We start from the raw sequence: 24,591 nt of genomic DNA, 5'->3' as shown, positions 1-24,591 counted from the left end.
CTGTTGCCTCAAGGGGCGCATACAACCTGCACACTCGACTCTCAGACGACCAGGTTGACCATCTTGCCGGGAACGACGATCACCTTTTTCGGGGTGCCGCCGGCCAGAAATGCCTGCACCTTCTCGTCGGCCAGGGCCGCGGTCTCGACAGCGTCGGCGTCGGAGCTGGCCGCGACCGTGATCCGGCCCCGCACCTTGCCGTTGACCTGCACGGGATACTCCACGGTGTCCTCAACCAGATACGCCGGCTCGGCGACCGGGAATGGCCCGTGCGCAAGCGAATTCGGGTGCCCGAGCCGCTGCCACAGCTCCTCGGCCAGATGCGGCGCCAGCGGTGCCAGCAGCAGCACCAGCGGCTCGGCCGCCGCCCGCGGCACCGAGTCCCGGTGCTGCTTGGTCAGGTGATTCGTGTACTCGATCAGCTTGGCCACGGCGGTGTTGTTGCGCAGTGCCGCATAGTCTTCGGAGACCCCGGCGATGGTCCGGTGCAGCAGCCGCAGCGTGTCGGTGTCCAGGTCGTCATCGGTCACCCGGACGTCACCGGAGTTCTCGTCGACGACAAGCCGCCAAGCCCGCTGCAGGAACCGGTGCGCCCCGACGACGTCTTTGGTGGCCCACGGCCGGGATGCCTCGATCGGGCCCATCGCCATCTCGTACACCCGCAGAGTGTCGGCGCCATAGTCGTCGCACATCTCGTCCGGTGAGATCGAATTCTTCAGGCTCTTACCGATTTTCCCGAATTCCTGGAAGACTTCGATCTCCCCGTCGGGACCCGGGTAGAAGAACGCGCCATCCCGCTCGATGACATCAGCGGCCAACACGTAGGCCCCGCGGGCATCGGTGTAGGCGAACGCCTGGATGTAGCCCTGGTTGACCAGCCGCCGGTACGGCTCCCAGGAGCTGACGTGGCCGAGGTCGTAGAGCACCTTGTGCCAGAACCGCGAATAGAGCAGGTGCAGCACGGCGTGCTCGGCGCCGCCGACGTAGAGGTCGACACCACCGGGGTCGCCCGCACCGTGCTCGGCCGGCCGGGGCCCCATCCAGTAGGCCTCGTTCTCCTTGCCGCAGAAGCGATCCGGGTTGTGCGGGTCGGCGTAGCGCAGCTCGTACCAGGAGCTGCCGGCCCACTGCGGCATGACGTTGGTGTCGCGGGTGTACGGCTTGAGCCCGTCGCCGAGATCCAGCTCGACGTTGACCCATTCGGTCGCCTTGCCCAGCGGCGGCGACGGCTCGCTGCCGGCGTCATCGGGGTCGAACAGCACGGGCGAATAGTCTCCGACGTCCGGCAGTTCGACCGGCAGGGACGCGTTGTCCAGCGCGTGCGCGCGTCCGTCGCTGTCGTAGACGATCGGAAACGGCTCACCCCAGTAGCGTTGTCGCGCGAAAAGCCAGTCGCGCAACTTGTATTCGATGCGGCCGCGGCCGTGGCCCCCGGCTTCCAGCCGCGCGGTGACCGCTTCCCTGGCGGCCGCCACCTCGAAACCGTTGAGGTAATCCGAGTTCACCAGAACGCCATTGCCGACGTACGCCGCCAGCGAAACATCGCCGCCGGCAATGACTTCGACGATCGGCAGGTCGAACTCGCTGGCGAACACCCAGTCGCGCTGGTCGTGGCCCGGGACGGCCATGATCGCGCCGGTGCCGTATCCGGCCAGCACGTAGTCGGCGATGAAGATCGGCACCTGTTCGGCATTGGCCGGGTTGGTCGCATAAGCGCCGAGGAAGACGCCGGTCTTGGTCTTGTTCTCCAGGCGCTCCAGGTCGGACTTGGCCGCGATGGCCTGCCGGTAGGCGGCGACGGCCCGCCCGGGGGTGTCGGCGCCGTAGGTCCAACGCGGATCCGTCCCCTCCGGCCAACTCGAGGCGACCAGGGCGTCGACCAGATCGTGCTCCGGCGCCAACACCACATAGGTTGCGCCGAACAGGGTGTCGGGGCGGGTGGTGAACACCTCGATATCGCCCGCCGCCGCCGAGAACAACACAGCCGCGCCGGTGGACCGCCCGATCCAGTTGCGCTGCATGGTCTTGACCTTCTCCGGCCAGTCCAGCACGTCGAGGTCATCGAGCAGCCGGTCGGAGTAGGCGGTGATCCGCATCATCCACTGCCGCAGCCGCTTCCGGAACACCGGGAAGTTACCCCGCTCGCTGCGGCCGTCGGCCGTGACCTCTTCATTGGCCAGCACGGTGCCCAGGCCCGGGCACCAGTTGACCATCGATTCGGACTGGTACACCAGCCGGTGCCCGTCGATCACGTCGGCACGCTCACCCGTAGACAGTGTCGACCACACCCGGTCGTCGTCCAATTGGCGTGCGCCGGAATCGAACTCGTCGACCAGTTCGGCGATCGGGCGGGCCTTGCCGGCGCCGGTGTCGAACCAGGCGTTGTAAATCTGTAGGAAGATCCACTGCGTCCACTTGTAGAAGTCGACGTCGGTGCTGGAAAAGCTGCGCCGGCTGTCGTGACCGAACCCCAGCCGGCCGAGCTGGCGCCGGAAGTTGACGATGTTGGCCTCGGTGCGGCTGCGCGGGTGCGTGCCGGTCTGCACCGCATACTGCTCGGCCGGCAAGCCGAACGCGTCGAAACCCAACGCGTGCAGCACATTACGGCCCAGCATCCGGAAATAGCGGGCGTAGACGTCGGTGGCGATGTAGCCGAGCGGGTGACCGACGTGCAGCCCCTCGCCGGACGGGTACGGGAACATGTCCTGGACGAACATCTTGTTGTCGGGTATCGGTGAGCCGTCCGGCGGCGCCAGCGAACCGACCGGGTTGGGCACGTTGAAGGTCCCCAGCCGGGTCCAGTTGTCCTGCCAGGTCTGTTCGATGCGGCCGGCCAGGTCCGCGGTATAGCGGTACCGCGGCACGGCCGAACCGGCCTCATCGGCAGATGTGGGGTCGGAGTCGGTCACGCCCAACAGGTTATAAGGGCGGCGTCGCGCGACCCGCCGACCACCGACGGTCTCGGTTGGATTGCAGAGCGGTCAGGGGTTTATCCCAGCTCTGTTGCAGCTCGATTCCAGTGCTGGTTGCCGGCGCTTACCCCTGGTTACAGTCGCTTTCTGCGCCTCAAGTAACGACCCGAAGGACCGAACGCAATGAAGCAGACAGCCCGTAGCTGGCGAGTGACGGTCGCAGGTCTGGCCGTCGGTGCCGCCGGCGTGCTGAGCCTCGCCACCCCCACCGCGTCGGCCGACCCGGTATTCCCGCCTCGGCCCGTCCCCGCACCGATCCCCGCCCCCGCGCCGCAGGCCGTCGCCGCAGCTCCCGGAGCGCTCGGCAACGCCATGCCCGGGCTGGCGCCACAGGCGGTTGCGCCCGTCGCGGCCCCGGTCGTACCCGCACCGGCGCCCCCGCCGCAGGCCGCCGCCCCGCCGGCGCTGTTGCCGGCCGCCGCCGGAACGATGCGCGACTTCTTCAACAGCAAGGCCGTCAAGATGGAGCCGCAAAAGGCTCCGGGGTTCAGCGCGCTCGACCTCGTCCTGCCGATGCCGCAAGGCTGGACGCAGGTCCCCGACCCCAACGTCCCGGACGCGTTCGTCGTGACCGCCAACCGCCGCAGCACCAGCCTCTACAACCCGAACGCCCAGCTCGTGGTCTACCGACTGGTCGGCGATTTCGATCCGCATGAGGCCATCTCCCACGGTTACATCGACAGCCAGCAGCTGCCCGCCTGGCGCACCACGAACGCCTCGCTGGCCGACTACAACGGTTCCGCGTCGTCGATCATCGAGGGCACCTACCGGCAGAACGAGATGACGCTGAACACCTCGAAGCGCAATGTGATCGTCGCGTCCGGACCGGACAAGTACCTGGTGTCGCTGGCCGTGACCACCGAGGCCGGCGGAGGAGTCGGCGAAGCGCAGGCCACCGACGGCATCATCAACGGGTTCCGGGCCGGTGCGCCCGGGTCCAACCAGCCGCCGCCCCCAGCCCCAGCTCCGGCTCCGGCAGCCGCACCGGCGGCGCTCCCCGCTCCTGGGGGTCCCCAAGCACTAGCGCACTGACCACCGGGCGGTGCACCCCGGACGGGCCGCCTCGTATGGTGTCCCCATGCTCATCACGGGAGTGCTGTGCGTATGCGCGGCGGGGGTCTTGGCCGTTCTCGGTGTGCGGTCGCTGACCCGTCCCGTTGTCACCGGCACCGCCGGGCTGGTGCTGCGCTCCGTCGCGCCACCGCAGCTGGCCGCCGCCACCATGCTGGCCGTCGGCGGCGCTGTGGCTCTGGCCGCGCGGCCGGCCACCGCGCTCACCGTCGTCTGCGTGTGCATCGTCGGCGCCATCGGGACGATCGCCGCCGGGTCGTACCAGACCGCACGATTCGCGCTGCGCCGGGAAGAGGCTGTCGTGGGCGGCTGCGGCGCGGTCTGCGCGGGCTGCACGCTCGCCTGCCATTGACGGGTACGCCCGATGCTGAAAAGGCTCTCGGCGCTGCCGATTGACTCCTTCCTGCTGGCCATGGCCGCGACCGTCGCGCTGGCCGCGGTGTTCCCGGCCCGCGGCGGATTCGCCGACGTGATGTCGGTGGCCGCCAAAGTCGTTATCGCCCTGCTGTTTTGGCTTTACGGTGCCCGGCTCTCGCCGCAGCAGGCCTGGCAGGGCGTCAAGCGCTGGCGGCTGCACCTGCTGGTGCTGGCCACCACCTTCGTGCTGTTTCCGCTGCTCGGGCTGGCCTGCCGCGGCCTGGTGCCGTGGCTGCTGAACCTCGACCTGTACAACGGGCTGCTGTTCTTGTGCCTGGTCCCGTCGACCGTGCAGTCGTCGATCGCGTTCACCTCGATTGCGCGGGGCAACGTTTCGGCCGCGCTGGTCAGCGCATCGCTGTCCAACATCGTCGGGATCGCGCTGACTCCGCTGCTGGTCGTGTTGCTGATGAACACCAACGGCGGCGCCCGGATGGACGCCACCGCGGTCCGCGACGTGCTGCTGCAACTGCTGCTGCCCTTCGTGGCGGGCCAGTTGATGCGGCCGTGGATCGCCGACTGGGTCGTCCGGCACGCGGTGTTGACCAAGGCCGTCGACCGTGGGTCGATCCTGTTGGTCGTCTACACCGCGTTCTCGATGGGCATGGTGGAGCACATCTGGGCCAGCGTCGACCCGTGGCAGTTGGGGATCGTCGCGGCCGTCAACGCCGTGCTGCTGGCAGTGGTGCTGGCGTTCACCTGGTTCGTCGGCCGAGCGGTCGGCCTGGATCGCGGCGACCGGATCGTGCTGCTGTTCTGCGGCTCGAAAAAGAGCCTGGCGTCCGGGCTTCCGATGGCACTGGTGTTCTTTCCCGCTGCAACCGTCGGCGTGATCATGTTGCCGCTGATGATCTTTCACCAGATCCAGCTGATCGTGTGCTCGGTGATCGCGAGCCGGCTCTCCCGCGACTCCCTCGACGACGAAGCGGCCGCGGCTGCGCCCGCCTAGTTGCGGCTGACGTCGATCGGGTGGGTGGCCAGCATCGACAGCGGCTGCGGCTGGCGCCGCAGCACCCGGCCCCACAGATCTACCCGCGGCTCGACCAGGACGTCAGATGGCAAGGCCGACAACACAATCCAGTCGTCGCGTTCGATCTCGCCTTCCAGTTGGCCGATCGTCCAGCCGGAGTAGCCGGCGAAGATCCGGACACCCTCCACCGCCGGGGCGATCAACTCCGGGTCGGCGTCCAGGTCGACCATCGCCATCCGGCCGGCCACATGCCGCAGCCCGGGCACGTCGTCGGCGACGGCGCCGATCCGTAACACCGCCAAGCACAACGCCGCATCACGCTTGACCGGTCCGCCAACGAACATCGTCTTCGGCTTCTGCGACAGCTTGGCCCACTGCGGCAGCACGTTGTAGACCGCGGTCTCGCTGGGCCGGTTGAGCACCACGCCCAACGTGCCCCCGTCGTTGTGCTCGACGATGTAGATCACGCTGCGGCGGAACGTCGGCTCGAGCAAATCCGTATTCGCCAGAAGCAAAGTCCCGGCTCGCACCCGGTGTGCGGCCGGGGCGATGAAATCCTCGGGGTCTTCGGACTGCGCCACCTGTCCATCATGGCATCCGGGCCCGACGGCTGTGGTCAACCCGAAGCGCGGTGGGCGAGAATTTGTACTGTTGTAACAGGCGCCCCGCTGCCCGGTCTGATCGTCGCCGGGCTGGATCACCGCCCAGCCAATTGGAAGCAGGTTCAGTGACTCATCCGAGCGCGCCGGTGGCTGTCTGGCGCTCGGTGCGCGCGCTGACCGACTTTCGGCGACTGCTCGAACTGCGGGTGGCAAGCCAGTTCAGCGACGGCCTCTTTCAAGCGGGCCTGGCCGGCGCGCTGCTGTTCAACCCCGAACGCGCCTCGAGCGCGCTGGCCATCGCCGGTGCGTTCGCGGTGCTGTTCCTGCCGTATTCACTGCTCGGACCCTTCGCCGGCGCCCTGATGGACCGCTGGGACCGCCGGCTGGTGTTGATCGCGGCCAACGTGGGCCGGGTGGTGTCGGTGGCGGTCGTGGGCATTTGTCTGGCGCTGGGTGTCCGCGACTTCCTCGTGCTGTGCGGCGCGCTGGTGGTCAACGGCCTGGCCCGCTTCGTCGCGTCGGGACTGTCGGCCGCGCTGCCGCACGTGGTGCCCCGCGCGGAGGTCGTCACGATGAACTCGATCGCGTCGGCGATCGGCGCCGTCGCGGCGTTTCTCGGAGCCAACTTCATGCTGGTGCCGCGCGCAGTGTTCGGCTCCGGAGACGCCGGCGCCGCATCGGTCATCTTTCTTGTCATCGTCCCGTTGTTGATCGCGCTGCTGCTCTCGCTGCGCTTCTCCGATCACCTGCTGGGTCCCGATGACACCCAGCGGGCTATCCACGGGTCGGCCGTCTACGCCGTCGTGACCGGTTGGCTGCATGGCGTGCGGACCGTGCTGGACCGCCCCACCGTCGCGGCCACGCTGTCCGCGCTGGCCGCCCATCGAATGGTGTTCGGCATCAACACCCTGCTGGTGCTGCTGCTGGTGCGCAACGGGCACGCGGCCTCCCCGCTGGGCAGCGCGATGCTGTTCGTCGCCGCCGCCGGCGCCGGATCGTTCCTGGCTAATCTGGTCACGCCGCCGGCCGTGCGCCGCTGGGGCCGCTACGCCACGGCCAACGGCGCGCTGGTGATTGCTGCCGTCATCGAGATCGCCGGGGCCGGTTTGCAACTGTGGGTTTTGGTGACGGGTGGCTTCCTGCTCGGCGGGATCGGTCAGGTGATCAAGCTGTGCGCCGACACCGCCATCCAGATCGACGTCGACGACGCGCTGCGCGGGCACGTGTTCGCGGTGCAGGACTCGCTGTTCTGGGTGGCGTTCCTCGCCGCGATCACCGTCGCGGCCACCGTGATCCCTGCCGACGGCCACTCGCCGTCGCTGGTGGTGGCCGGCAGCGGCGCCTACCTGTTGGGGCTGGCCGCGCACAGTGTCGTCGGGCGCGCGGCGAATCGTTAAGGTACGCACATGGCCGACCTCTCGCAGATTGTCGATGATCTGCGCGCCGAGAGCGACGAGCTGGACAATCTGGTCGCGGCGCTGCCCGACGACGGCTGGACGGCGCTCACACCGGCCGCGGGGTGGACGATCGCCCACCAGATCGGGCACCTGCTGTGGACCGACCGCGGGGCGCTGGTGTCAGTCACCGACTCCGACGGCTTCGCCGATGTCATCAAATCCGCTCTCGACGACCCGATCGGCTTCGTCAACACCGCGGCCGACGGGTTGGCCGCCGTTCCGCCCGCCGAGTTGCTCGCCGACTGGCGGGCCACCCGCTCGCAATTGCACGACGCGCTGTTGAACGTCGACGATGGGCGCAAGCTGCCGTGGTTCGGCCCGCCGATGAGTGGCCCGTCGATGGCGACGGCGCGGCTGATGGAGACCTGGGCGCACGGCCTCGACGTCGCCGACGCGCTCGGCGTCACCCGTCCCCCGACCGCCCGGCTGCGCTCCATCGCCCATATCGGGGTGCGAACCCGAGATTTCGCGTTCGCCATCAACCAGCTGCCGCCGCCGGGTGAGCCGTTCCGGGTCGAACTGCGTGCACCCGATGGCAGCCTCTGGACGTGGGGACCAGAGGCCGCCGCACAACGGGTCACCGGCTCCGCCGAAGACTTCTGCTTCCTGGTCACCCAGCGACGCCCACTGCGCGAGCTGGACATCACCGTGGACGGTGACGACGCGGCGCGCTGGCTGCCGATCGCGCAGGCCTTCGCCGGGCCTCCCGGCGGAGGTCGATGAGCGCGTAGCGCGAAGAGAGGCTCCGCCGCATCCATGTAGCGGAGGTCGATGAGCGCGTAGCGCGAAGAGAGGCTCCGCCGCGTCCATGTAGCGGAGGTCGATGAGCGGGGGTAGGTAACCCTAACCTCAATTCCGGTAGGCTCACCGTTCGATGTCCGACGCCTCAATGATCCTGCCGCGGGAGCTGACCGAGCTCAGCGATGAGGTACGCGCCGCCCCCGCGCCGCCGACGCCGGTGCTGGCCGATCCCTACGCGCTGCGGGCCGTGGACCCCGATACCGACGCCGAGCTGATCGCGGGGTGGATGAACATGCCGCACCTGGTCGAGGCGTGGGAGTCGGACTGGCCGGTGGCGCGGTGGCGGGACTACCTGCGCGCCCAGTGTGCGGGCGACTACTCCCGGCCGTTCGTCGGCGCGATGAACGGCGAGGACGGCGGGTACGTCGAGGTGTACCGGTCCGCAAAGGATTCCATCGCCACCCGCTACAACGCCGACCCCTACGACATCGGACTGCACGCGGCGATCGCTGAGCTGTCGATCGTCAACAAGGGACTCGGGCCGTTTCTGCTGCCGCGCATCGTCGCCAGCGTCTTCGGCGTCGAACCCCGTTGCCGCCGAATCATGTTCGATCCCGATCATCGCAACACCTCGGCGCGTCGACTGTGCGAATACGCCGGCTGCACGTTCCTCGGCGAGCACGACATGAGCAACCGCAGGATGGCACTGTACGCGCTGCCACGCACGCCCGGCGACGTCCCCGACGCCCGCTGAGATCGACGGTAGCGACACGCTCTCTCGCAGTTCTTCGCGCCAGCGTCGATCTCGACGTGATCTGCCGCAAGCTAGTCCCCGTTCAGCTCGTGGTAGCCGTCGAAGTCGGGTTTCATTGCCGCAGCGACCAATTCCCACAGTACCTCGTCGGTGCCGCCGCCGACCCTGGCCAGCTTCATGTCCCGCCACCACCGGCCCAGCGGCGTCTCGTCGACCAGATAGCCGGATCCGCCGAAGATGTGCATGCATTCCGACAGCACCTCTTCGCCGAGCCGTGCGGCGGTGACCTTCACGGCCGCAGCGGCCCGCAGGTCGAGTCGACCCTCGGCAGCGATTCCGTTGAGCCCGTGGCGAAGTAAGTCGACACGGGCCTGCAGGTCTGCCATCCGTAACCGCAGTGCCTGATGCTCGAACAGCGTCGACCCGAACTGCCGGCGCTCGACCATCCTGGCGTGCGTGATGCCGAGCACCCGCTGGCAGCCCCCGGCAACCTGACCGGCGATCGACATCCGCTCATGCGCCAGCCCCCAGGAGATCGCGGCCAAACCCGTTCCGGGGCGGGCAATCAACGCATCGGCGGGCACCCAGGTGTCGATGTGCACCGCGGCGGTGTCCAGCGGTCCCGCACCAACTTTGCGGTAGGGCGCCTGGATGTCGGTCTGCGCGGTCGGCACGGCGATCACCAGCACGTTGCCGTGCCGGCTGGTGTTGTCGTCGTCCACACCGCGGCCGACCACCATGATGAAGTCGGCCACCGGGGAGAGCGACACGTACTTCTTGATACCGCGTATGTCGAATCCGTCTCGTGCGGAACGGACTTCGGTCTCGACGATCTGCAGGTCCGAGCCGCCCGACTCCTCGGATGCGCCGATGCACAGCACCGCCTCACCCCGGATGGCTTGCTCGCAGATGTCTTTGAGGTAGTTCGAGCGGCCGAAGCGGCGCAGGATGGCGATGGCCGAATCGTGCAGGCTGACACCGACGCCGATACCTGCCGAGCCCAACCTGCCCAGCGCGAATGCCAACGCGACAAGCTTGCCCACGTCGGGGTGCTGGCCGTTGCGCCATTTCTGCGCGAACACCCCGCGCGCACCCAGGTGTTCGATCAGCTTACGTGGAAATCGTTCGCTGGCTTCGGCTTCCGCGGTCCATTTGGTGACGTCGTCGTTGAAGACCTCGTCGAGCAGTCCCCGGTACTCGTCGATGCTCAGCTCGTCGCTCATGTGGTCACCGCCGCCGGGTTGCGTTTGACTTCCAGCCGCCGCAGCTTGCCTGACGAGGTCCGCGGCAGCGACCCCGGCCGGACGAACACTACGTCGGCCGGCACGATGCCGCACTCGGAAGCCACTTTGGCGACCAGCTGGCTGCGGGAGCCGGCCTCGTCGGGGCCGCGGAATTCGGCGGTGATCACCAGACCGGGCCGGGTCGCGTCGTCGTCGGTGCCGACGGCCACCACCGCACCCTCACGCACACCGCGGATTTCGGCGGCGACCCGTTCGATCTCGGCGGGAAAGACGTTGCGGCCGGCGACGGTGATGATCTCCTTGGCACGTCCGCAGACCACCAGTCCGTTGTCGGTCAGGTAGCCCAGATCGCCCGTCGGGAACCAGGAATCCGGCTCGAACGGGACGTCGCCGAGATACCCGGAGAACATTGACGTGCCGCGGATCTCGATCTCGCCGACCTCGCGGCCGGGGACCTCGGCCGAATGCTCGGACGCCGGGTTGACCCGGATCTCCATCCCGGGAATCGCGTCGCCCAGCATCGCATGCTGCTGCGGTTCGGACTCACCTGTGCTCGAGGGGATCTCGTCGTAGACCAGTCCCCTGCCCGGCGCGGGGATCGTCACCGCGCAGGTGGATTCGGCCAGCCCGTAGGACGGCGCCAGTGCGCCGGCATCGAAACCGAAAGGGCGCAACGCATTCGCGAACCGCTCCATTCCGGCGCAGTCGACGGGCTCGCCGCCGTTGATGGTGAACCGCACCCGTCCGAGGTCGACGTCGGACACCAGCCGGGCGTACTTGCCGATCATGCTGTAGGCCATGTTCGGGGCGGCGGTCAGCGAGGCCCCGCTTTCGCTGAGCCAGCGCAGCCACCGGAACGGCGACGCGGTGAACGCCGAGGTGGGAGCCAGCCACACCGGTGTCCCGCCCAGGGCGCCGCTGAGCAGAAACGTCAGCCCCATGTCGTGGTAGAGCGGCAGCCAGGTGCACCCGCCGTCGACCGCCGGGTCGACGCCGATGCAGGTCAGCAGCGCGTTGACGTTGTTCAGCACCGCCTCGGCGGACAGCTGCGCGGTGCGCGGAGTTCCGGTGGAACCCGCCGTGCCTTGCAGAATCGCCGGGGTGCCGGCGGCCGGCTCGACCGGGGTGAAGCTGGCCGACAGCTCGTGCGCGGCGCCCGCCAGGTCGATGACCTCCGGCGCCCCGGCGTGGCCGCTCAGCAGCGCGAGCTCGTCGCCGTGGCTGAACACCGTTCGCACGCCGATGCCCCGGAACCGGGTCAGCGTCGCCTGCGCCCACTGCTGCGGGTCGGCACCGCGGACCGGGCCGGGCAGGATCGACAGACTCCGGCCGGCCAACCAGGTGGCGTGGACGGCCGCGACGACGTCCGCGGTCGGTTCGCCGACCAGACCGACGGCGCCGTCCTGTGGCTGGTCGAGGATCCGCGTGGCGATTCCTTCGGCGCGGGCGTGAACCTGTGACCAGGGCCGCCGCGTCCACACGTCGGCCGCCTTGTCGAAGATGACCAGATCGTGAGCTGAGGTGCGCATCGCCCCGGACAGGGCGGTGGCCAGCACGCTCACCGGCCGACCGGGACCTTTGCCCGGATCACGTTCTCGAGGTCCCCGACGGTGTCGCAGCCCAGCAGCTCCTGCTCGTTCACCACGACGCCGAGTCTGTCTTCGATGGCGACCATGCCCACCGCGAACGCCACCGAGTCCAGACCGACGTCGTCAACCAGCCGGGACCCCGGGGTCACACGGTTGACGTCGATGTTCAGGTCATCGCGCAGGATCTCGGTCAGGGCAGCGCTTACCGAGTCCGGGCGCGACACATCGGAGGTCATGGGCCGTCACAGTACCGGGCGGCCGCGGCGGGCAGGGATCTACGCTTTGGGCGCCAACACGCTCGCCGCGTCGGCGGTGCCGTCACCGTCGGTGTCGGTGAGCGTGACGTCCCACCGGCCGTCCCCGTCGGTGTCGACGTAGCCGGTCACGCCGCCGGCGCCAGCGCTGATCGCGCGGTCGGCCAGGCCGTTGCCGTCGCTGTCCAGCAGCCGCACCTCGTCGCGGCCCGCGGCGCCGAAGTCGGTGAGCGGCCTGCCGGTGTGCTCGACGTTGTCGAGGCCGAACCAGCGCAGGCCCGTCGGCTGTCGCGGCGGCCGCTCAGCCGCGATCCCCCAGGTCCCGGTCCCATCGTCGGTGAAAAAGCGCTCACCGCTGCCGTTGAGGTCGAGCACCGCGTGATCGGCGATGCCGTCGCCGTCCAGGTCGGCCAGCGCGTCGTCGGCCAATCCGTCGCCGTCGAAATCCAGGCCGACCGCGTCAAGCCGACCATCGCCGTCGAGGTCGAGGTCCGGGCCGCGGTCCCACATGTTCGCTGCGCCGTCGCCGGCGCTCAGGCAATACTCCATGCCTGATCCGACGAGCCCGGGCGGCTACCGGTTCCCCCGCGCTTCCCACCAGGACTTCAGCTCGGCCGTCGCCTCTTCGTGGCTCAGCGGGCCGCGATCCAGGCGCAACTCCTTGAGATAGCGCCACGCCTCCCCCACCTGCGGGCCCGCCGGGATGCCCAGCAACTCCATGATCTCGTTGCCGTCGAGGTCTGGGCGCACCCGTTGCAGGTCTTCCTTGGCCGCCAGTTCGGCGATCCGCGCCTCCAGGTCGTCGTAATTGGCCTGCAGCCGGGCCGCGCGTCGCTTGTTGCGGGTGGTGCAGTCGGCACGCACCAGTTTGTGCAGCCGCGGCAGCAGCGGACCCGCGTCGGTGACGTAGCGCCGCACCGCCGAGTCGGTCCACTTGCCGCCGCCGTAGCCGTGGAACCGCAGGTGCAGGTACACCAACTGCGAGACGTCGTCGACGACCTGCTTCGAATACTTCAAGGCGCGAAGGCGTTTTCGGGTCATCTTGGCACCGACGACCTCGTGGTGGTGGAAGCTGACCCCGCCGTCGGATTCGTGCTTGCGCGTCGCGGGTTTGCCGATGTCGTGTAGCAGCGCCGCCCAGCGCAGAACGAGATCCGGTCCGTCGTCTTCCAGAGCCACGGCCTGCCGCAGCACGGTCAGCGAATGCTCGTAGACGTCCTTGTGCTGGTGATGTTCGTCGATGGCCATCCGCATGCCGCCAACGTCGGGCAGCACCACATCACCCATCCCGGTCTGCACCGTCAGGTCGATGCCGGCGACCGGGTCGGCGCCGAGCAGCAGCTTGTCCAGTTCGGCAGCCACCCGCTCAACGGTGATCCGGCCAAGCTGCGGGGCCATGTCGAGGATCGCCTCCAGCACCCGCGGCGCCACACTGAACCCGAGCTGCGAGACGAACCGGGCGGCGCGCAGCATCCGTAGCGGGTCGTCGCCGAACGACACCGACGGCTGCGCCGGCGTGTCCAGCACGCCGGCCCGCACCGCGGCCAAACCATGGAGCGGATCGACGAATTCGGCCGCGCCGCCCGCGGTCACGCGCACCGCCATCGCATTCACGGTGAAATCGCGGCGGATCAGGTCGTCGTCGAGGGAGTCGCCGAAACGGACCTCCGGGTTGCGCGTCACCCCGTCGTAGCGGTCGGCCCGGAACGTGGTGATCTCCAGGCGCTGACCACTCTTCTCGGCGCCGATTGTGCCGAAGTCGATACCGGTGTCCCACAGTGCGTCGGCCCAGGGCCGCAGCAACTTCTGCAGCTGTTCGGGGCGCGCATCGGTGGCGAGGTCCAGATCGGTGCTCAGCCGTTGCAGTACCGCGTCGCGCACCGAACCGCCGACCAGATACAGCTCGTGACCGGCGCCGGCGAACAGGGCGCCGAGCCCGCGCAAGACCTCGGCATGGCTGTTCAACGCGACTGCGGCGGCACGCAACAGCTCGGCATCCTGTGGGTCTTCAGGCACGGGAGAGACAGTAGTCGGGCGACGAGGCGGCGGCTTCGCGCCGTGGAGGAGCCCGACGATTCAGGCCCAGCGCCCAATCCCGCAGCTCACTACCGGCGAGTGTGCCCCAGAGCGTCTGAGCACGCCAGCTACTATCGCTTGGGTGTCCGACGGCGAAAATGCACAATCACGTCGGCGCCGGGGGAGGCGCCGCGGTCGGCGCTCGGCAGGGTCTGGCCAAGCCAAATCCAGCAATGAGCCGACGGCTGCCGCCACGCCTTCTGACACCGCCAACTCCGCGCAGCGTCGCCCGGAGCGCCGCGGCCCCGAACGGCTGCGCACGGTGCACGAGACCTCGGCCGGCGGACTGGTGATCGACAACATCGATCGCCCCCGCGAGGAGCAGGTCGCCGCGCTGATCGGCCGGGTGGACCGGCGCGGACGCATGCTGTGGTCATTGCCCAAGGGCCACATCGAACAGGGCGAGACGGCGGAGCAGACGGCAATCCGGGAAGTAGCCGAGGAGACCGGGATTCAAGGCAGCGTGCTGGCGGCACTGGGCCGCATCGACTACTGGTTCGTCACCGACGGCCGACGCGTGCACAAGACCGTCCATCACTATCTGATGCGCTTCTCCGGCGGCGAGCTGTCCGACGAGGACGTCGAGGTCGCCGAGGTGGCGTGGGTGCCGATCCCCGAGCTGCCCTCCCGACTGGCCTACGCCGACGAACGCAAGCTCGCCGAAGTGGCCGATGAGCTGATCGACAAGCTGCAGAGCGACGGCCCGGCCGCGCTTCCGCCGCTGCCACCCAGCACGCCGCGGCGACGGCCGCAGACTCACTCGCGCACCCGCATCCGCCGGGCCGACGAGCCCGTCCGAGGCCGGAAGAACGCCAGCGGACCGCGGCCCTGAGGGGCTAGGTGCCAATAACGATGCAGAGCAACTCGAAGTGGGGACAACACCCGCTGGCGGGGATCAACCGCGGTTCGACGGCACCGCGACTCCGGCGGGGCGCCCTGTCGCATCTGCTGGCAGTCGTCGGCATCCTGGCCGGCCTTTGCGTCGGCGTCATCCCGACCGCGGCCGCGGGTGAGCCCGGCGCCATGCCGTTCGTCGAGGTCCGCATCGACCAGGTCACCCCGCAGGTGGTCACCACGACCAGCGAGCCGGTGGTGACCGTCGCGGGCACCGTGACCAACATCGGCGATCGTCCGGTCCACGACGTGATGCTGCGCCTGGAACATGCGGCGTCGGTGCCCGTTTCGATGGGCCTGCGCACCAACCTCGACGGCGACACCGACCAGTACGAGGCCGCGATGGAGTTCGCCACGGTCTCCCCCGCGCTGCAGCGCGGCCAGAAGGTGAAGTTCTTGCTGTCGGCCCCGCTGCGGTCGGTGACCAAACATTCGCTGGACATCGCGACGCCCGGCGTCTACCCGCTGCTGGTCAACGTCAATGGCACACCCGACTACGGCGAACCGGCGCGGCTGGACAACGCCCGCTTCCTACTGCCGGTCCTCGGCGTGCCTCCCGAGACGCTGGACACCGCCGGCGGCGCGGCGGCTGCGCTGGATACCGTGATCGCGCCCGACACCTCCAAACCGGTGCCGGTCACCATGCTGTGGCCGCTGGCCGACCGGCCACGGCTGGCGCCCGGTGTTCCCGGCGGCACGATTCCGGTGCGCCTGATGGACGACGACCTGGCCTCCTCGCTGGCCGGCGGCGGCCGGTTGGACGTGCTGCTGTCCGCCGCCGAGTTCGCCACCAGCCACGACGTCGACCCGGACGGCGCGGTCGGCCGCTCGGTGTGCCTGGCCGTCGACCCGGACCTGCTGGTGACCGTCAACGCGATGACCGCCGGCTACATAGTTTCGGGTGGAGTCCCCGGTTCCTCCGCCGGCCTCGCCCAGGAGCCGGGCACCCCGACGCACCCAGGCACCGGGCAGGCCGCGGCCACCACCTGGTTGAACCGGCTGCGCGGGCTGGCGCACCGGATGTGTGTCGCGCCGCTGCCCTACGCCCAGGCCGACCTCGACGCCGTGCAGAGGATCGGGGAACCTGGCCTCAGCGCGACCGCGACCAGCGCCGCCGGCGACATCGTCGACCAGATCCTCGGTGTCGTCGCGGTCCGCGGCGCCACCTTGATCCCCGACGGCGCGCTGACCCGCCGCGGCGTCGACCTCCTCAGCGCCAACGGCAACACCGTGGTCGTCGCGCCCGCCGACTCTTCCGCCGGCGAAGCCACTGCCCCGCTGCCGGCCACCCCGGACACCGCCCCGCAGCGGCTGTCGCCGCAGGTGGTGCTCGCGCCTTTCGACCCCGCCGTCGGCGCCGCCTTCGCAGCGGCCGGCGCGGATCCCGTCGCACCGAGCTACCTCAACTCCGCCTTGCAGATTCGGCTCCGGCACGACTCCGACGTCGCTCGCCGGCAGGACGCGCTGGGCTCGATGCTGTGGCGAGCGCTGCAGCCGAAGATCAACCCGCGCACCCAGATTCTGCTGCCGCCGACCAACTGGAATCTGCGGCCCGAGGACGCGGGCGCGATCATGACCACATTGGCGACCGCGATCCGGTCCGGCCTGGCGATACCGCGACCGCTGCCGGCACTGATCGCGGAGGCCTCAGCCGTACCACCGGTCAACGAAACGCCTCAGCCGCAGGTCGACGCCGGTGGACGCGGCCGGTTCAGCGACGCCGTCATCAGCAAGATCACCGCGGAAATGGGTCGGCTGGGGGGCCTGACCGCGGCCGTGGCCCCCGACGTCCGCAGCGGGCTGAACGGTGTCAGCTACACCGCGCCGCTGCGCGAAGACATGTTGCGCGCGGTCAGCCAGGCCGACCGGCCCGACACCCGCAACGGGCTGGCCCAGCAACGGCTGGACGTTCTGGCTCACGCGCTCGATGACCAGTTCGGTGCGGTCACCATTGTCACCCCGACCGGGTCGTACACGCTGGCCACCGAGCACAGCCCGCTTCCGCTGGTGCTGCACAACGGGCTGGCGGTGCCGATCCGGGTGCGGCTGCACCTCGACGTGCCGCCCGGGATGACCGTGACCGACCCGGGCGAGATCGAGCTGCCGCCGGGATACCTGCCGATGCGGGTGCCGATCGAGGTCAACTTCACCCAGCGCGTGGCGATCGATGCCGTGTTGCGCACGCCCGACGGTGTGCCGCTGGGTGAGCCGGTGCGGCTCTCGGTGCATTCCAATGCGTACGGCAAGGTGCTGTTCGCGATCACGATGAGCGCGGCCGCGGTGCTGGTGGCGCTGGCCGGACGACGGCTGTGGCACCGCTTCCGCGGACAGCCCGACCCCGCTGACCTGGACCGGCCGGACCCACCGGACGGCGGGCCCGTCGACGACGAGCTGAACGTATGAGCCGGGCCATGCCGCCGCGGGGCGTCCAGCGCAGTCCAGGGCCGCCGACCGGGCCGCTGCCGCCGACCGGCCACGTGCCGGAGCAGGGCGCCTCGCCGCAGCCCCGCCCGGAGCTCTCCGACGCCGCGCTGGTGTCCCGGTCGTGGGGCATGGCGCTGGCGACCCTGGTCAGCCGCGTCACCGGCTTCGCCCGGATCGTGCTGCTGGCCGCGATTCTGGGTGCCGCGCTGTCCAGCGCGTTCACGGTGGCTAACCAGCTGCCGAACCTGGTCGCCGCGCTGGTGCTCGAAGCGACGTTCACCGCGATCTTCGTGCCGGTACTGGCCCGCGCCGAGCAGGACGACGCCGACCAGGGTGCCGCCTTCGTGCGCCGCCTGGTGACGTTGGCCTTCACCGTGCTGCTGGGCGCAACCCTGTTGTCGGTGGTGGCGGCCCCGCTGCTGGTGCAGCTGATGCTGGGCCGTGACCCGCAGGTGAACGCGCCGCTGACCGTCGCGTTCGCCTACCTGCTTCTTCCGCAGGTCATCTTCTACGGCCTCTCGTCGGTGTTCATGGCAATCCTCAACACCCGCAACGTATTCGGGCCGCCGGCCTGGGCGCCGGTGCTCAACAACGTCGTTGCGATCGCCACCCTGGGCGCCTACCTGGCCGCACCTGGACAACTGTCGGTGGATCCGGTTGACATGGGCAACGCCAAGCTGCTGGTGCTCGGCGTCGGCACCACCCTCGGCGTGTTCGCGCAGACGGCGGTGTTGGTGCTCGCCATTCGGCGCAGGCGGATCAGCCTTCGCCCGCTGTGGGGAATCGACAACCGGCTCAAGCGCTTCGGCGCGATGGCCGCCGCGATGGTCTGCTACGTACTGATCAGCCAGATCGGCCTGGTCGTCACCAACCAGATCGCCAGCACCGCAGCCGCTTCCGGCCCGGCGATCTACAACTACACCTGGCTGGTGCTGATGCTGCCCTACGGCATGATCGGCGTGACCGTGCTGACGGTGGTGATGCCGCGGCTGAGCCGGAACGCCGCCGCCGACGACACCGTCGGGGTGCTCGCCGACCTGTCGCTGGCCATCCGGTTGACCATGGTCACGCTGATCCCGACGGTGGCGTTCATGACCGTCGGCGGCTCGGCGATGGGCAGCGCGCTGTTCGCCTACGGCCATTTCGGCGACATCGACGCCGGCCATCTGGGCGCGGCGATCGCGATGTCGGCGTTCACGCTGCTCCCCTATGCCGTGGTGCTGCTGCAGCTGCGGGTCTTCTACGCCCGCGAGCAGCCGTGGATACCGATCGCGATCATCGTCGTCATCACGATCGTCAAGATCGCCGGTTCGCTGGCCGCACCGCACCTGACCGACAAGCCCGACCTGGTCGCGGGCTATCTCGGACTGGCCAACGGACTGGGCTTCGTCGCAGGCGCGGTGGCCGGCTACGTTCTGCTGCGTAATGCGTTGCGGGCAGGCGGGGGTCACCTGCTCGGGGTGGCTGAGGTGCGCACGATCCTGGTCACCGCCACCGCGTCGCTGCTGGCCGGTCTGGTGGCCTACCTGGTCGACGTGCTGACCGGCATGCATCGGCTCACCGCGTACGGCGGCGGCGCCGGCTCGCTGCTGCGGCTGGTCGTCCTCGCGGTGATCATGGTGCCGATCGTGGCCGTGGTCATGGTTCGGGCGCACGTACCTGAGGCGGTCGCGGCGCTGGCCGTGCTGCGCAGCTGGATCGGCGTCGCCCCGGGCAGAAGGAAGCCCGCCGCCCCGCCGCCTCCTCCCGCTGCTGTCGCACCCCCTTCTGGCAGGTCAGCCGACGTCACCGCCGCCGCATTCGGTGGCCGAGATCAACTGTTGCGCTCCGGCATCGTCACGTACCCTGAGCACAACAATCCGTCCCGTCGGGCGGAGTATCCGGCACGAGAATCGATCCGGCGATGGCGTCCGGAACAACCCACCGGGGAGGGGACAGGAAGGGAAACGGCGATGACGGACGGCTCACCGGACAGCACCTCGGCCAAAGCTGTCCCCGAGGGACCCTCATCGTCGCCGGCCGGATCTAATGGCCCGGCTCCTTCTCGGGCAGCTGCGCCGCCCGCATCGTCGCCGACTGGATCTGATGGCCCGGCTCCTCCTCGGGCGGCTGCGCCGCCCGCATCGTCGCCGGTAGCGGACGACTTCCATCCCGATGTGCCCACCGATCCCCAGGTCGGCACCGTTGCTGCGCCCGAACCCGCGACGCCCACCAACGGCGAATCGTCCCGCTCCGACCTCGAGACCACCGCTTTCGCGGCGGGCGACCCGATCGGGTTCGATACACCGGGCCCCCCGGACTCCGAGGCCTCGGCGCAGTCGGACGAACAGCTTCTGGTGCCCGGCGCCAGCATCGCCCGCGGTCGCTACCGGCTGCTGGTCTTTCACGGCGGCGCGCCGCACTTGCAGTTCTGGCAGGCGCTGGACACCGCCCTGAACCGGCAGGTGGCGCTGACCTTCGTCGATCCCGACGGCGGTCTGCCCGACGAGCAGATCCGCGAGATCCTGGCCCGCACCATGAAGCTGAGCCGGATCGACAAGCTCGGAATCGCCCGCATTCTCGACGTCGTGCACACCGGAACCGGCGGCCTGGTCGTCACCGAATGGGTCCGCGGTGGTTCGTTGCAGGAGGTGGCTGACACTTCGCCGTCGGCCGCCGGCGCATCGCGAGCCATGCAGACCTTGGCCGCGGCCGCCGAGGCCGCCCACCACGCCGGCGTCGCGCTGTCGATCGACCACCCGGGCCGGGTGCGGGTCAGCATCGAGGGCGACGTCGTGCTCGCGTTCCCAGCCACCATGCCGGACATCAGCCCCGAAGACGACATCCGCGGCATCGGCGCCGCGCTGTATGCCCTGCTGGTCAACAAGTGGCCGCTGCCCGAGTCCGGCGAGCCCAGCGGAATGGCGCCGGCGCCGCGCGATTCGTCCGGCCAACCTCTCGACCCCAGCTCGATCGATGAAGACATCCCCTTCCAGATCTCCGCGGCGGCCACTCACTCGATCCAGCTGGATGGCGGCATACGCAGTGCGGCAACCCTTTTGAACCTGCTGCAGCAGGCCACGGTGGTCGCGGACCGCACCGAGTTGCTCGCCCCGATCGACGAGAACACACCCCCGCCGGCGCCGTTGCGGCCCACCCGGGCGAACGCCGCCGGCGATGACGCGGAGCAGGCCCGCCTGCGCCGGCGCCGGGCCATCATCATCGGGGTCAGCGCCGGAGCCGCGGTCATCCTGGTCGCGCTGCTGGTCCTGGCTTCGGTGCTGAGCAAGATGTTCAGCGACGTCAGTGGCCTCGATAAGGACCAACTCGGCCTCAACGGCCCGTCGACCTCGGGTTCCGGCGACAGTGCCGCTGCGGGCAGCCTGATCAAACCGGCAGACGCCACGGTCTACTCCCCCGGCGGTGAAGCCGACAACCCGGCCTCGGCCGCGCTCGCGATCGACGGCAGCCCCGGCACCTCGTGGGAGACCGACATCTACCACGACCCGGTGCCGTTCCCCGGCTTCAAGAGCGGCGTCGGCCTGATGCTGCAGCTGCCCAAGCCCACCGTCGTCGGGGCCGTCAACGTGGACCTGCCCAGCAACGGAACGAAGATCCAGATCCGCTCCTCGGCAACCGCGGTACCGAGCAAGCTCGAGGACACCGCCGTCTTGAGCCAGCCGACCTCAATGCACCCGGGGCACAATACAATTCAGGTTAACGCGTCCTCGCCCACCAGCTACCTGCTGGTGTGGATTCCGACGCTCGGAACAACCAACGGGCAGAGTCGCACCAGCCTCTCCGAAGTCACGGTGCAAGCCAAGTCCTGACAGGCCCGACCAAGTGAAGTGCCGGGTTTCGGCCGATTGGCTACTGTCCGGCGAGTGGGCTTAGCGCAACGGATTCGGCAAGAATCGCCTGAGCAACGCAGCGATGCCCAACTGCTGGCGGCGCACGTCGCCGGGGATCGCTTTGCCTTCGCCGAACTCTTTCACCGTCATCACCGGCAACTGCATCGCGTCGCCCGCCTGACCAGCCGCTGCACCGAAGATGCCGAGGACGCGCTGCAGGAGGCGATGGCATCGGCGCACCGCGCTGCCGGCGCATTCCGGCACGACGCCGCAGTCAGCAGCTGGCTGCACCGCATCGTGGTCAACGCGTGCTTGGATCGGTTGCGCAGCAGCAAGAACCATCTGACCACCGTGCTCGACGATGTCCATTCGGTTCCGGATCGGACGGCGCAGGTCGACACGGCGATCGCGGTGCAGCGGGCGCTGATGCGGCTTCCCGTCGAACAGCGGGCCGCGGTGGTAGCCGTCGACATGCACGGCTATTCGGTGGCCGACACCGCCCGGCTACTCGGTGTAGCGGAGGGGACGGTGAAGAGCCGCTGTGCCCGCGCCCGGGCCCGGCTGGCCGCGACCCTCGGTTATCTGCGCTCCGATACAGCGCCGCATCGACCGGCCGGTTAGCCGCCGTTCAGTTCCGGGTCGGCCGTGCGGCTCGCCAGGCAGGCTTGGGCCGTCGTGCCGATGCTTCGGCGCCATCCCCGGAGTGGCAGGTCGCTCCGCCGGTCGTCTTGGCCCGATACATCGCGGCATCAGCAGCGCGCAGCACCTCCGCGGCGCACCGCTGCTCTCCCGGGCGCACCGTGACGACGCCGATACTCGCACTGATCCGGACCCGGTTTGCCGGCGTGCAGGGCCTGACCGCAGAGATTCTGATCGGCTTACGCAACGCGGCATGTAACCGCCGGACAAGGGCGTCCACTTCGGCCCGCGCGACTGGCGCGGCCAGCAGCACCACGAACTCATCGCCGCCGACGCGGCCAACGACGTCATCCGGCCCGATGCCCGCCCGGAGTCGCTGAGAAGCGATCTCGAGAACAGCGTCGCCGGCGTGGTGGCCCAGCTCGTCGTTGACCACCTTGAATTTGTTCAGATCGATGAAGAGTACTGCGCCCCAGCGATATTCGGTAGATCCGACAGTGCCATTGATCAGCGCGACCATGCGGGCGCGGTTGGGAATGCCGGTCAGCACGTCGTGGGTGGCCTGGTATACGAGCTGCCGGTGGGCGTTGTGCTGGTCGGTGACGTCGGCAATCGACACCAATAGTGACGAACGGTCCGGATCGGCGGGGTCCAGCAACGACCAGTTGATCGACACCCAGATCCGCTCGCCGTCGCTGAATCGGTCCATCCCGTAAATGCATCCCCGCCGCGGGCTCTGTTTGAAGGTTGTCATCAGTGGGCGCTGGTCCCACGTCAGGAGGCGGCCGTTCGGGTCGTACACCGGGACATCTGCCACTCTCGCGATCTCGCCGAGGTCGACCCCCGTCCTCCGCACACCGAAGATGCGCAGTGCGGCCGGGTTGACCGACTCGATAGTCCCGTCTGCTGTAACGACGACAACGCCTTCTTGCAGGGACGCCACGACGGCTTCGCACCGCTGTTCAACGCGCCGCAAAGCGGTCTGATTTGTGCACAAGACGACGTATCCGCCATCCATCCGGGACACCGAGACCCGCACCGCGAGAACCGACCCGTCACTCGCGCGATGGGTGGTGTGAATCGCTCCGCCGAAGGCGACGATGCTCGCCAGATCGAGTTCGGTACCGACGACTCCACCGATCGGCATGCCTAACGCCTGGACCGCCGGGCGCAGGTAGAGCGCCTCAGCAGCAGGATTCCAACTGGTCACATGTCCACTGGCGCTGGTGGAAATGATGGCGTCACTGACATGAGTGACCAGGGCGGCCTGGAAGCGCAGGTTCGCCTCGGTGGCCTTCTGCTCGGTGACGTCCCGAATGACCACCTTGTGGGCGGGCCTACCCGCCCACCGCGTTCGGATGGCCCACGCTTCCACGTGGAGCGTGGCGCCACTGAGCGTGACGATCGCCATTTCCAGAGGCGGGCTCGTGTCGCCCTCGTGCTGGCGCGATGCGATCTGCTGGAGCACCGCACCGAGCGAATCCGGGTGGATGAAATCGGAGATGCTGCGCCCGAGCAGTTGGTTGGCCGATCGCGCCCCGATCTTGCGCACCCAGGTCGGGTTGACGTAGACGCAGCGGCCGTCGACATGAACGCACATCGCGAGCGGGCTGTGATCGATCAGCCATCGGTATTGTTCGGCCTCGCCGGCGAGCGGGGGCTCGGCCAGCGCAGTCTGCTCGGCATGGCCGATCCGTTGAAGGGCGATTCCCGTCACCGCGTGCTCCCGACGTGGTCTTTTCAGATTTCTCGCGTCGGTTCGGCGCGTTCTGGGTGTCCGCGCCGCTCAGTCGCCCCAACTGATAATTCCTCAGCTTCCTCTGAGTCTATCCTCATATTCAGGATTGGGCATCCCCCGAAGGAATGAATCCCTCGTAGCAATCGTGTTACTGATGCCGGACACTGGCGGAGATGAACGACGACGGACGTGACGCTTCACCGACCGTCGAATCGCTGGCCGACCTGCAGGCAGGACTGGTCGACGACGAGACCGCGGCGCGGCTGCGCCAGCGCATCCGCACCGATCCCGCTGCCCGTCAGACGATGGAGGCGTTGAACCGGGTCCGCCGCGAGGTCGCCGCGCTGGGCTCCGACGCGGCATCCGCGCCCCCGGTCGATCCCGCCGTTGTCGCCCGCGTCGCCGACGGCCTCAATGCCGCCAAACCCACCGGCGCCGCTCACGCTGTGCGACAAGGGTCCTTGCCCCGCCCGACGCGATTGGCGTTCGCCGTCGCAGGCCTGGCCGCGGCCGCCGCAGCGGTGTGGCTGGGCGTCAATGCGCTGCTGATCACCCCGCCGGCGCCGACGTCGAGCCGGCCGACCACCATCGAACACATCACGGTCTCGCGCCCGCCGCCGACGATTCCGCTGTCGGATCAGCAGATCCTCGCACTGCTGGACCACCCACCGGATCTCGGGCCGCTGACCGATCCGCGGCGACGCGCCTCGTGCCTGGCCGGTCTGGGCTATCCGGCCAACACCCGCGTGCTCGGCGCAAGCCCAGTCGACATCACCGGTCATCCGGCCGTTCTCCTGGTGTTGCCGGGCGACGCGCCGGAGACGCTGGCGGCGCTCGCGGTGGCGCCGACCTGCAGTTCGGCAAACACCGGCCTGTCGGCTGACAGGACGGTCCACCGTCCGTAATGTGCGCGGGAACA

Annotated in this window: 19 protein-coding genes; 11 read left to right on the top strand and 8 right to left on the bottom strand. The window is 69.1% G+C overall.

The annotated features are described in order from the left end of the window. Window positions 1-41: 41 nt before the first annotated feature. Window positions 42-2,909: a leucine--tRNA ligase gene (gene leuS / locus ACQY5A_RS07960; RefSeq protein WP_428339825.1), complete on the bottom strand. Its 2,868-nt coding sequence runs from the start codon at window positions 2,907-2,909 to the stop codon at window positions 42-44. Between the two features lie 186 nt (window positions 2,910-3,095). Between leuS and ACQY5A_RS07955 the strand changes: the two genes are divergently transcribed. From ACQY5A_RS07955 to ACQY5A_RS07945, 3 genes are read left to right on the top strand one after another with little or no spacing between them, the layout of a single operon-like run. Next, window positions 3,096-4,004 (top strand): LpqN/LpqT family lipoprotein, encoded by a 909-nt coding sequence (locus ACQY5A_RS07955; protein ID WP_428339824.1) that lies wholly within the window; start codon window positions 3,096-3,098, stop codon window positions 4,002-4,004. A gap of 46 nt (window positions 4,005-4,050) precedes the next feature. Further along, complete coding sequence (locus ACQY5A_RS07950; protein WP_428339823.1) at window positions 4,051-4,395, top strand: hypothetical protein; 345 nt, start codon at window positions 4,051-4,053, stop codon at window positions 4,393-4,395. A gap of 15 nt (window positions 4,396-4,410) precedes the next feature. Beyond that, window positions 4,411-5,409 (top strand): bile acid:sodium symporter family protein, encoded by a 999-nt coding sequence (locus ACQY5A_RS07945; RefSeq protein ID WP_428339945.1) that lies wholly within the window; start codon window positions 4,411-4,413, stop codon window positions 5,407-5,409. On the opposite strand, the gene ACQY5A_RS07940 is transcribed toward ACQY5A_RS07945, so the two are convergent. After that, window positions 5,406-6,011 carry a YqgE/AlgH family protein gene (locus ACQY5A_RS07940; protein WP_428339822.1) on the bottom strand — a complete coding sequence of 202 codons (606 nt, stop codon included), beginning with the start codon at window positions 6,009-6,011 and terminating at the stop codon, window positions 5,406-5,408. The genes ACQY5A_RS07945 and ACQY5A_RS07940 overlap by 4 nt on opposite strands. 146 nt (window positions 6,012-6,157) lie before the next feature. Here ACQY5A_RS07940 and ACQY5A_RS07935 point away from each other — a divergent pair, with 146 nt between their 5' ends. From ACQY5A_RS07935 to ACQY5A_RS07925, 3 genes are all read left to right on the top strand, one after another. Beyond that, window positions 6,158-7,429 (top strand): MFS transporter, encoded by a 1,272-nt coding sequence (locus ACQY5A_RS07935; RefSeq protein WP_428339821.1) that lies wholly within the window; start codon window positions 6,158-6,160, stop codon window positions 7,427-7,429. A 9-nt stretch (window positions 7,430-7,438) separates the two neighbouring features. Continuing rightward, window positions 7,439-8,212 carry a TIGR03084 family metal-binding protein gene (locus tag ACQY5A_RS07930; protein WP_428339820.1) on the top strand — a complete coding sequence of 258 codons (774 nt, stop codon included), beginning with the start codon at window positions 7,439-7,441 and terminating at the stop codon, window positions 8,210-8,212. A 151-nt stretch (window positions 8,213-8,363) separates the two neighbouring features. After that, on the top strand, window positions 8,364-8,984 hold the full coding sequence (locus ACQY5A_RS07925) for a GNAT family N-acetyltransferase (protein WP_428339819.1): 621 nt from the start codon (window positions 8,364-8,366) through the stop codon (window positions 8,982-8,984). A gap of 71 nt (window positions 8,985-9,055) precedes the next feature. Here ACQY5A_RS07925 and mbtN read toward each other — a convergent pair whose 3' ends face one another. Genes mbtN through ACQY5A_RS07900 form a run of 5 tightly spaced genes read right to left on the bottom strand, consistent with a single transcriptional unit; the run spans window position 9,056 to window position 14,087 of the window. Continuing rightward, the gene (gene mbtN, locus ACQY5A_RS07920) at window positions 9,056-10,207 is read right to left on the bottom strand and encodes a mycobactin biosynthesis acyl-ACP dehydrogenase MbtN (RefSeq protein ID WP_428339818.1); all 1,152 of its coding nucleotides are present in this window, start codon (window positions 10,205-10,207) and stop codon (window positions 9,056-9,058) included. Continuing rightward, a complete protein-coding gene (mbtM, locus tag ACQY5A_RS07915) occupies window positions 10,204-11,790 on the bottom strand; it encodes a long-chain-fatty acid--ACP ligase MbtM (RefSeq protein ID WP_428339817.1) in 1,587 nt (528 codons plus the stop codon). The genes mbtN and mbtM overlap by 4 nt, the downstream gene beginning before the upstream one ends. After that, window positions 11,787-12,053 (bottom strand): acyl carrier protein, encoded by a 267-nt coding sequence (locus tag ACQY5A_RS07910; protein ID WP_428339816.1) that lies wholly within the window; start codon window positions 12,051-12,053, stop codon window positions 11,787-11,789. The genes mbtM and ACQY5A_RS07910 overlap by 4 nt, the downstream gene beginning before the upstream one ends. Before the next feature lie 39 nt (window positions 12,054-12,092). After that, the gene (locus ACQY5A_RS07905; RefSeq protein ID WP_428339815.1) at window positions 12,093-12,620 is read right to left on the bottom strand and encodes a pullulanase; all 528 of its coding nucleotides are present in this window, start codon (window positions 12,618-12,620) and stop codon (window positions 12,093-12,095) included. A gap of 24 nt (window positions 12,621-12,644) precedes the next feature. Then, window positions 12,645-14,087, bottom strand: a complete 1,443-nt coding sequence (locus tag ACQY5A_RS07900; RefSeq protein WP_428339814.1) for a CCA tRNA nucleotidyltransferase — start codon at window positions 14,085-14,087, stop codon at window positions 12,645-12,647. Window positions 14,088-14,229: 142 nt separating this feature from the next. Between ACQY5A_RS07900 and ACQY5A_RS07895 the strand changes: the two genes are divergently transcribed. From ACQY5A_RS07895 to sigM, 4 genes are read left to right on the top strand one after another with little or no spacing between them, the layout of a single operon-like run. After that, window positions 14,230-14,979 carry an NUDIX hydrolase gene (locus ACQY5A_RS07895; RefSeq protein ID WP_428339813.1) on the top strand — a complete coding sequence of 250 codons (750 nt, stop codon included), beginning with the start codon at window positions 14,230-14,232 and terminating at the stop codon, window positions 14,977-14,979. Between the two features lie 20 nt (window positions 14,980-14,999). Beyond that, a complete protein-coding gene (locus tag ACQY5A_RS07890; RefSeq protein WP_428339812.1) occupies window positions 15,000-17,444 on the top strand; it encodes a hypothetical protein in 2,445 nt (814 codons plus the stop codon). Further along, window positions 17,441-21,274: a murein biosynthesis integral membrane protein MurJ gene (gene murJ / locus ACQY5A_RS07885; RefSeq protein ID WP_428339811.1), complete on the top strand. Its 3,834-nt coding sequence runs from the start codon at window positions 17,441-17,443 to the stop codon at window positions 21,272-21,274. Before ACQY5A_RS07890 ends, murJ begins: the two co-directional genes overlap by 4 nt. Window positions 21,275-21,328: 54 nt before the next feature. Further along, a complete protein-coding gene (sigM, locus tag ACQY5A_RS07880) occupies window positions 21,329-21,916 on the top strand; it encodes an RNA polymerase sigma factor SigM (RefSeq protein WP_428339810.1) in 588 nt (195 codons plus the stop codon). 7 nt (window positions 21,917-21,923) lie between these two features. Here sigM and ACQY5A_RS07875 read toward each other — a convergent pair whose 3' ends face one another. Beyond that, entirely contained in the window at window positions 21,924-23,651 is a 1,728-nt protein-coding gene (locus tag ACQY5A_RS07875; RefSeq protein WP_428339809.1) for a diguanylate cyclase, read from the bottom strand. A 194-nt stretch (window positions 23,652-23,845) separates the two neighbouring features. Between ACQY5A_RS07875 and ACQY5A_RS07870 the strand changes: the two genes are divergently transcribed. After that, the gene (locus ACQY5A_RS07870) at window positions 23,846-24,577 is read left to right on the top strand and encodes a hypothetical protein (protein ID WP_428339808.1); all 732 of its coding nucleotides are present in this window, start codon (window positions 23,846-23,848) and stop codon (window positions 24,575-24,577) included. The last annotated feature ends 14 nt before the right edge of the window (window positions 24,578-24,591 follow it).

It is taken from the genome of Mycobacterium sp. (assembly GCF_965277065.1).
Taxonomy (GTDB): Bacteria; Actinomycetota; Actinomycetes; order Mycobacteriales; family Mycobacteriaceae; genus Mycobacterium.
The sequence above is the reverse complement of the archived record's forward strand: the minus strand, read 5'-3'. Positions and strand labels throughout refer to the sequence as shown.

Coding starts and splice junctions, on each gene's coding strand:
- ACQY5A_RS07955 (WP_428339824.1), top strand. CDS start 3,096: ATGAAGCAGACAGCCCGTAGCTGGCGAGTGACGGTCGCAGGTCTGGCC.
- ACQY5A_RS07950 (WP_428339823.1), top strand. CDS start 4,051: ATGCTCATCACGGGAGTGCTGTGCGTATGCGCGGCGGGGGTCTTGGCC.
- ACQY5A_RS07930 (WP_428339820.1), top strand. CDS start 7,439: ATGGCCGACCTCTCGCAGATTGTCGATGATCTGCGCGCCGAGAGCGAC.
- ACQY5A_RS07925 (WP_428339819.1), top strand. CDS start 8,364: ATGTCCGACGCCTCAATGATCCTGCCGCGGGAGCTGACCGAGCTCAGC.
- mbtN (WP_428339818.1), bottom strand. CDS start 10,207: ATGAGCGACGAGCTGAGCATCGACGAGTACCGGGGACTGCTCGACGAG.
- ACQY5A_RS07910 (WP_428339816.1), bottom strand. CDS start 12,053: ATGACCTCCGATGTGTCGCGCCCGGACTCGGTAAGCGCTGCCCTGACC.
- ACQY5A_RS07905 (WP_428339815.1), bottom strand. CDS start 12,620: ATGGAGTATTGCCTGAGCGCCGGCGACGGCGCAGCGAACATGTGGGAC.
- ACQY5A_RS07890 (WP_428339812.1), top strand. CDS start 15,000: ATGCAGAGCAACTCGAAGTGGGGACAACACCCGCTGGCGGGGATCAAC.
- murJ (WP_428339811.1), top strand. CDS start 17,441: ATGAGCCGGGCCATGCCGCCGCGGGGCGTCCAGCGCAGTCCAGGGCCG.
- ACQY5A_RS07870 (WP_428339808.1), top strand. CDS start 23,846: ATGAACGACGACGGACGTGACGCTTCACCGACCGTCGAATCGCTGGCC.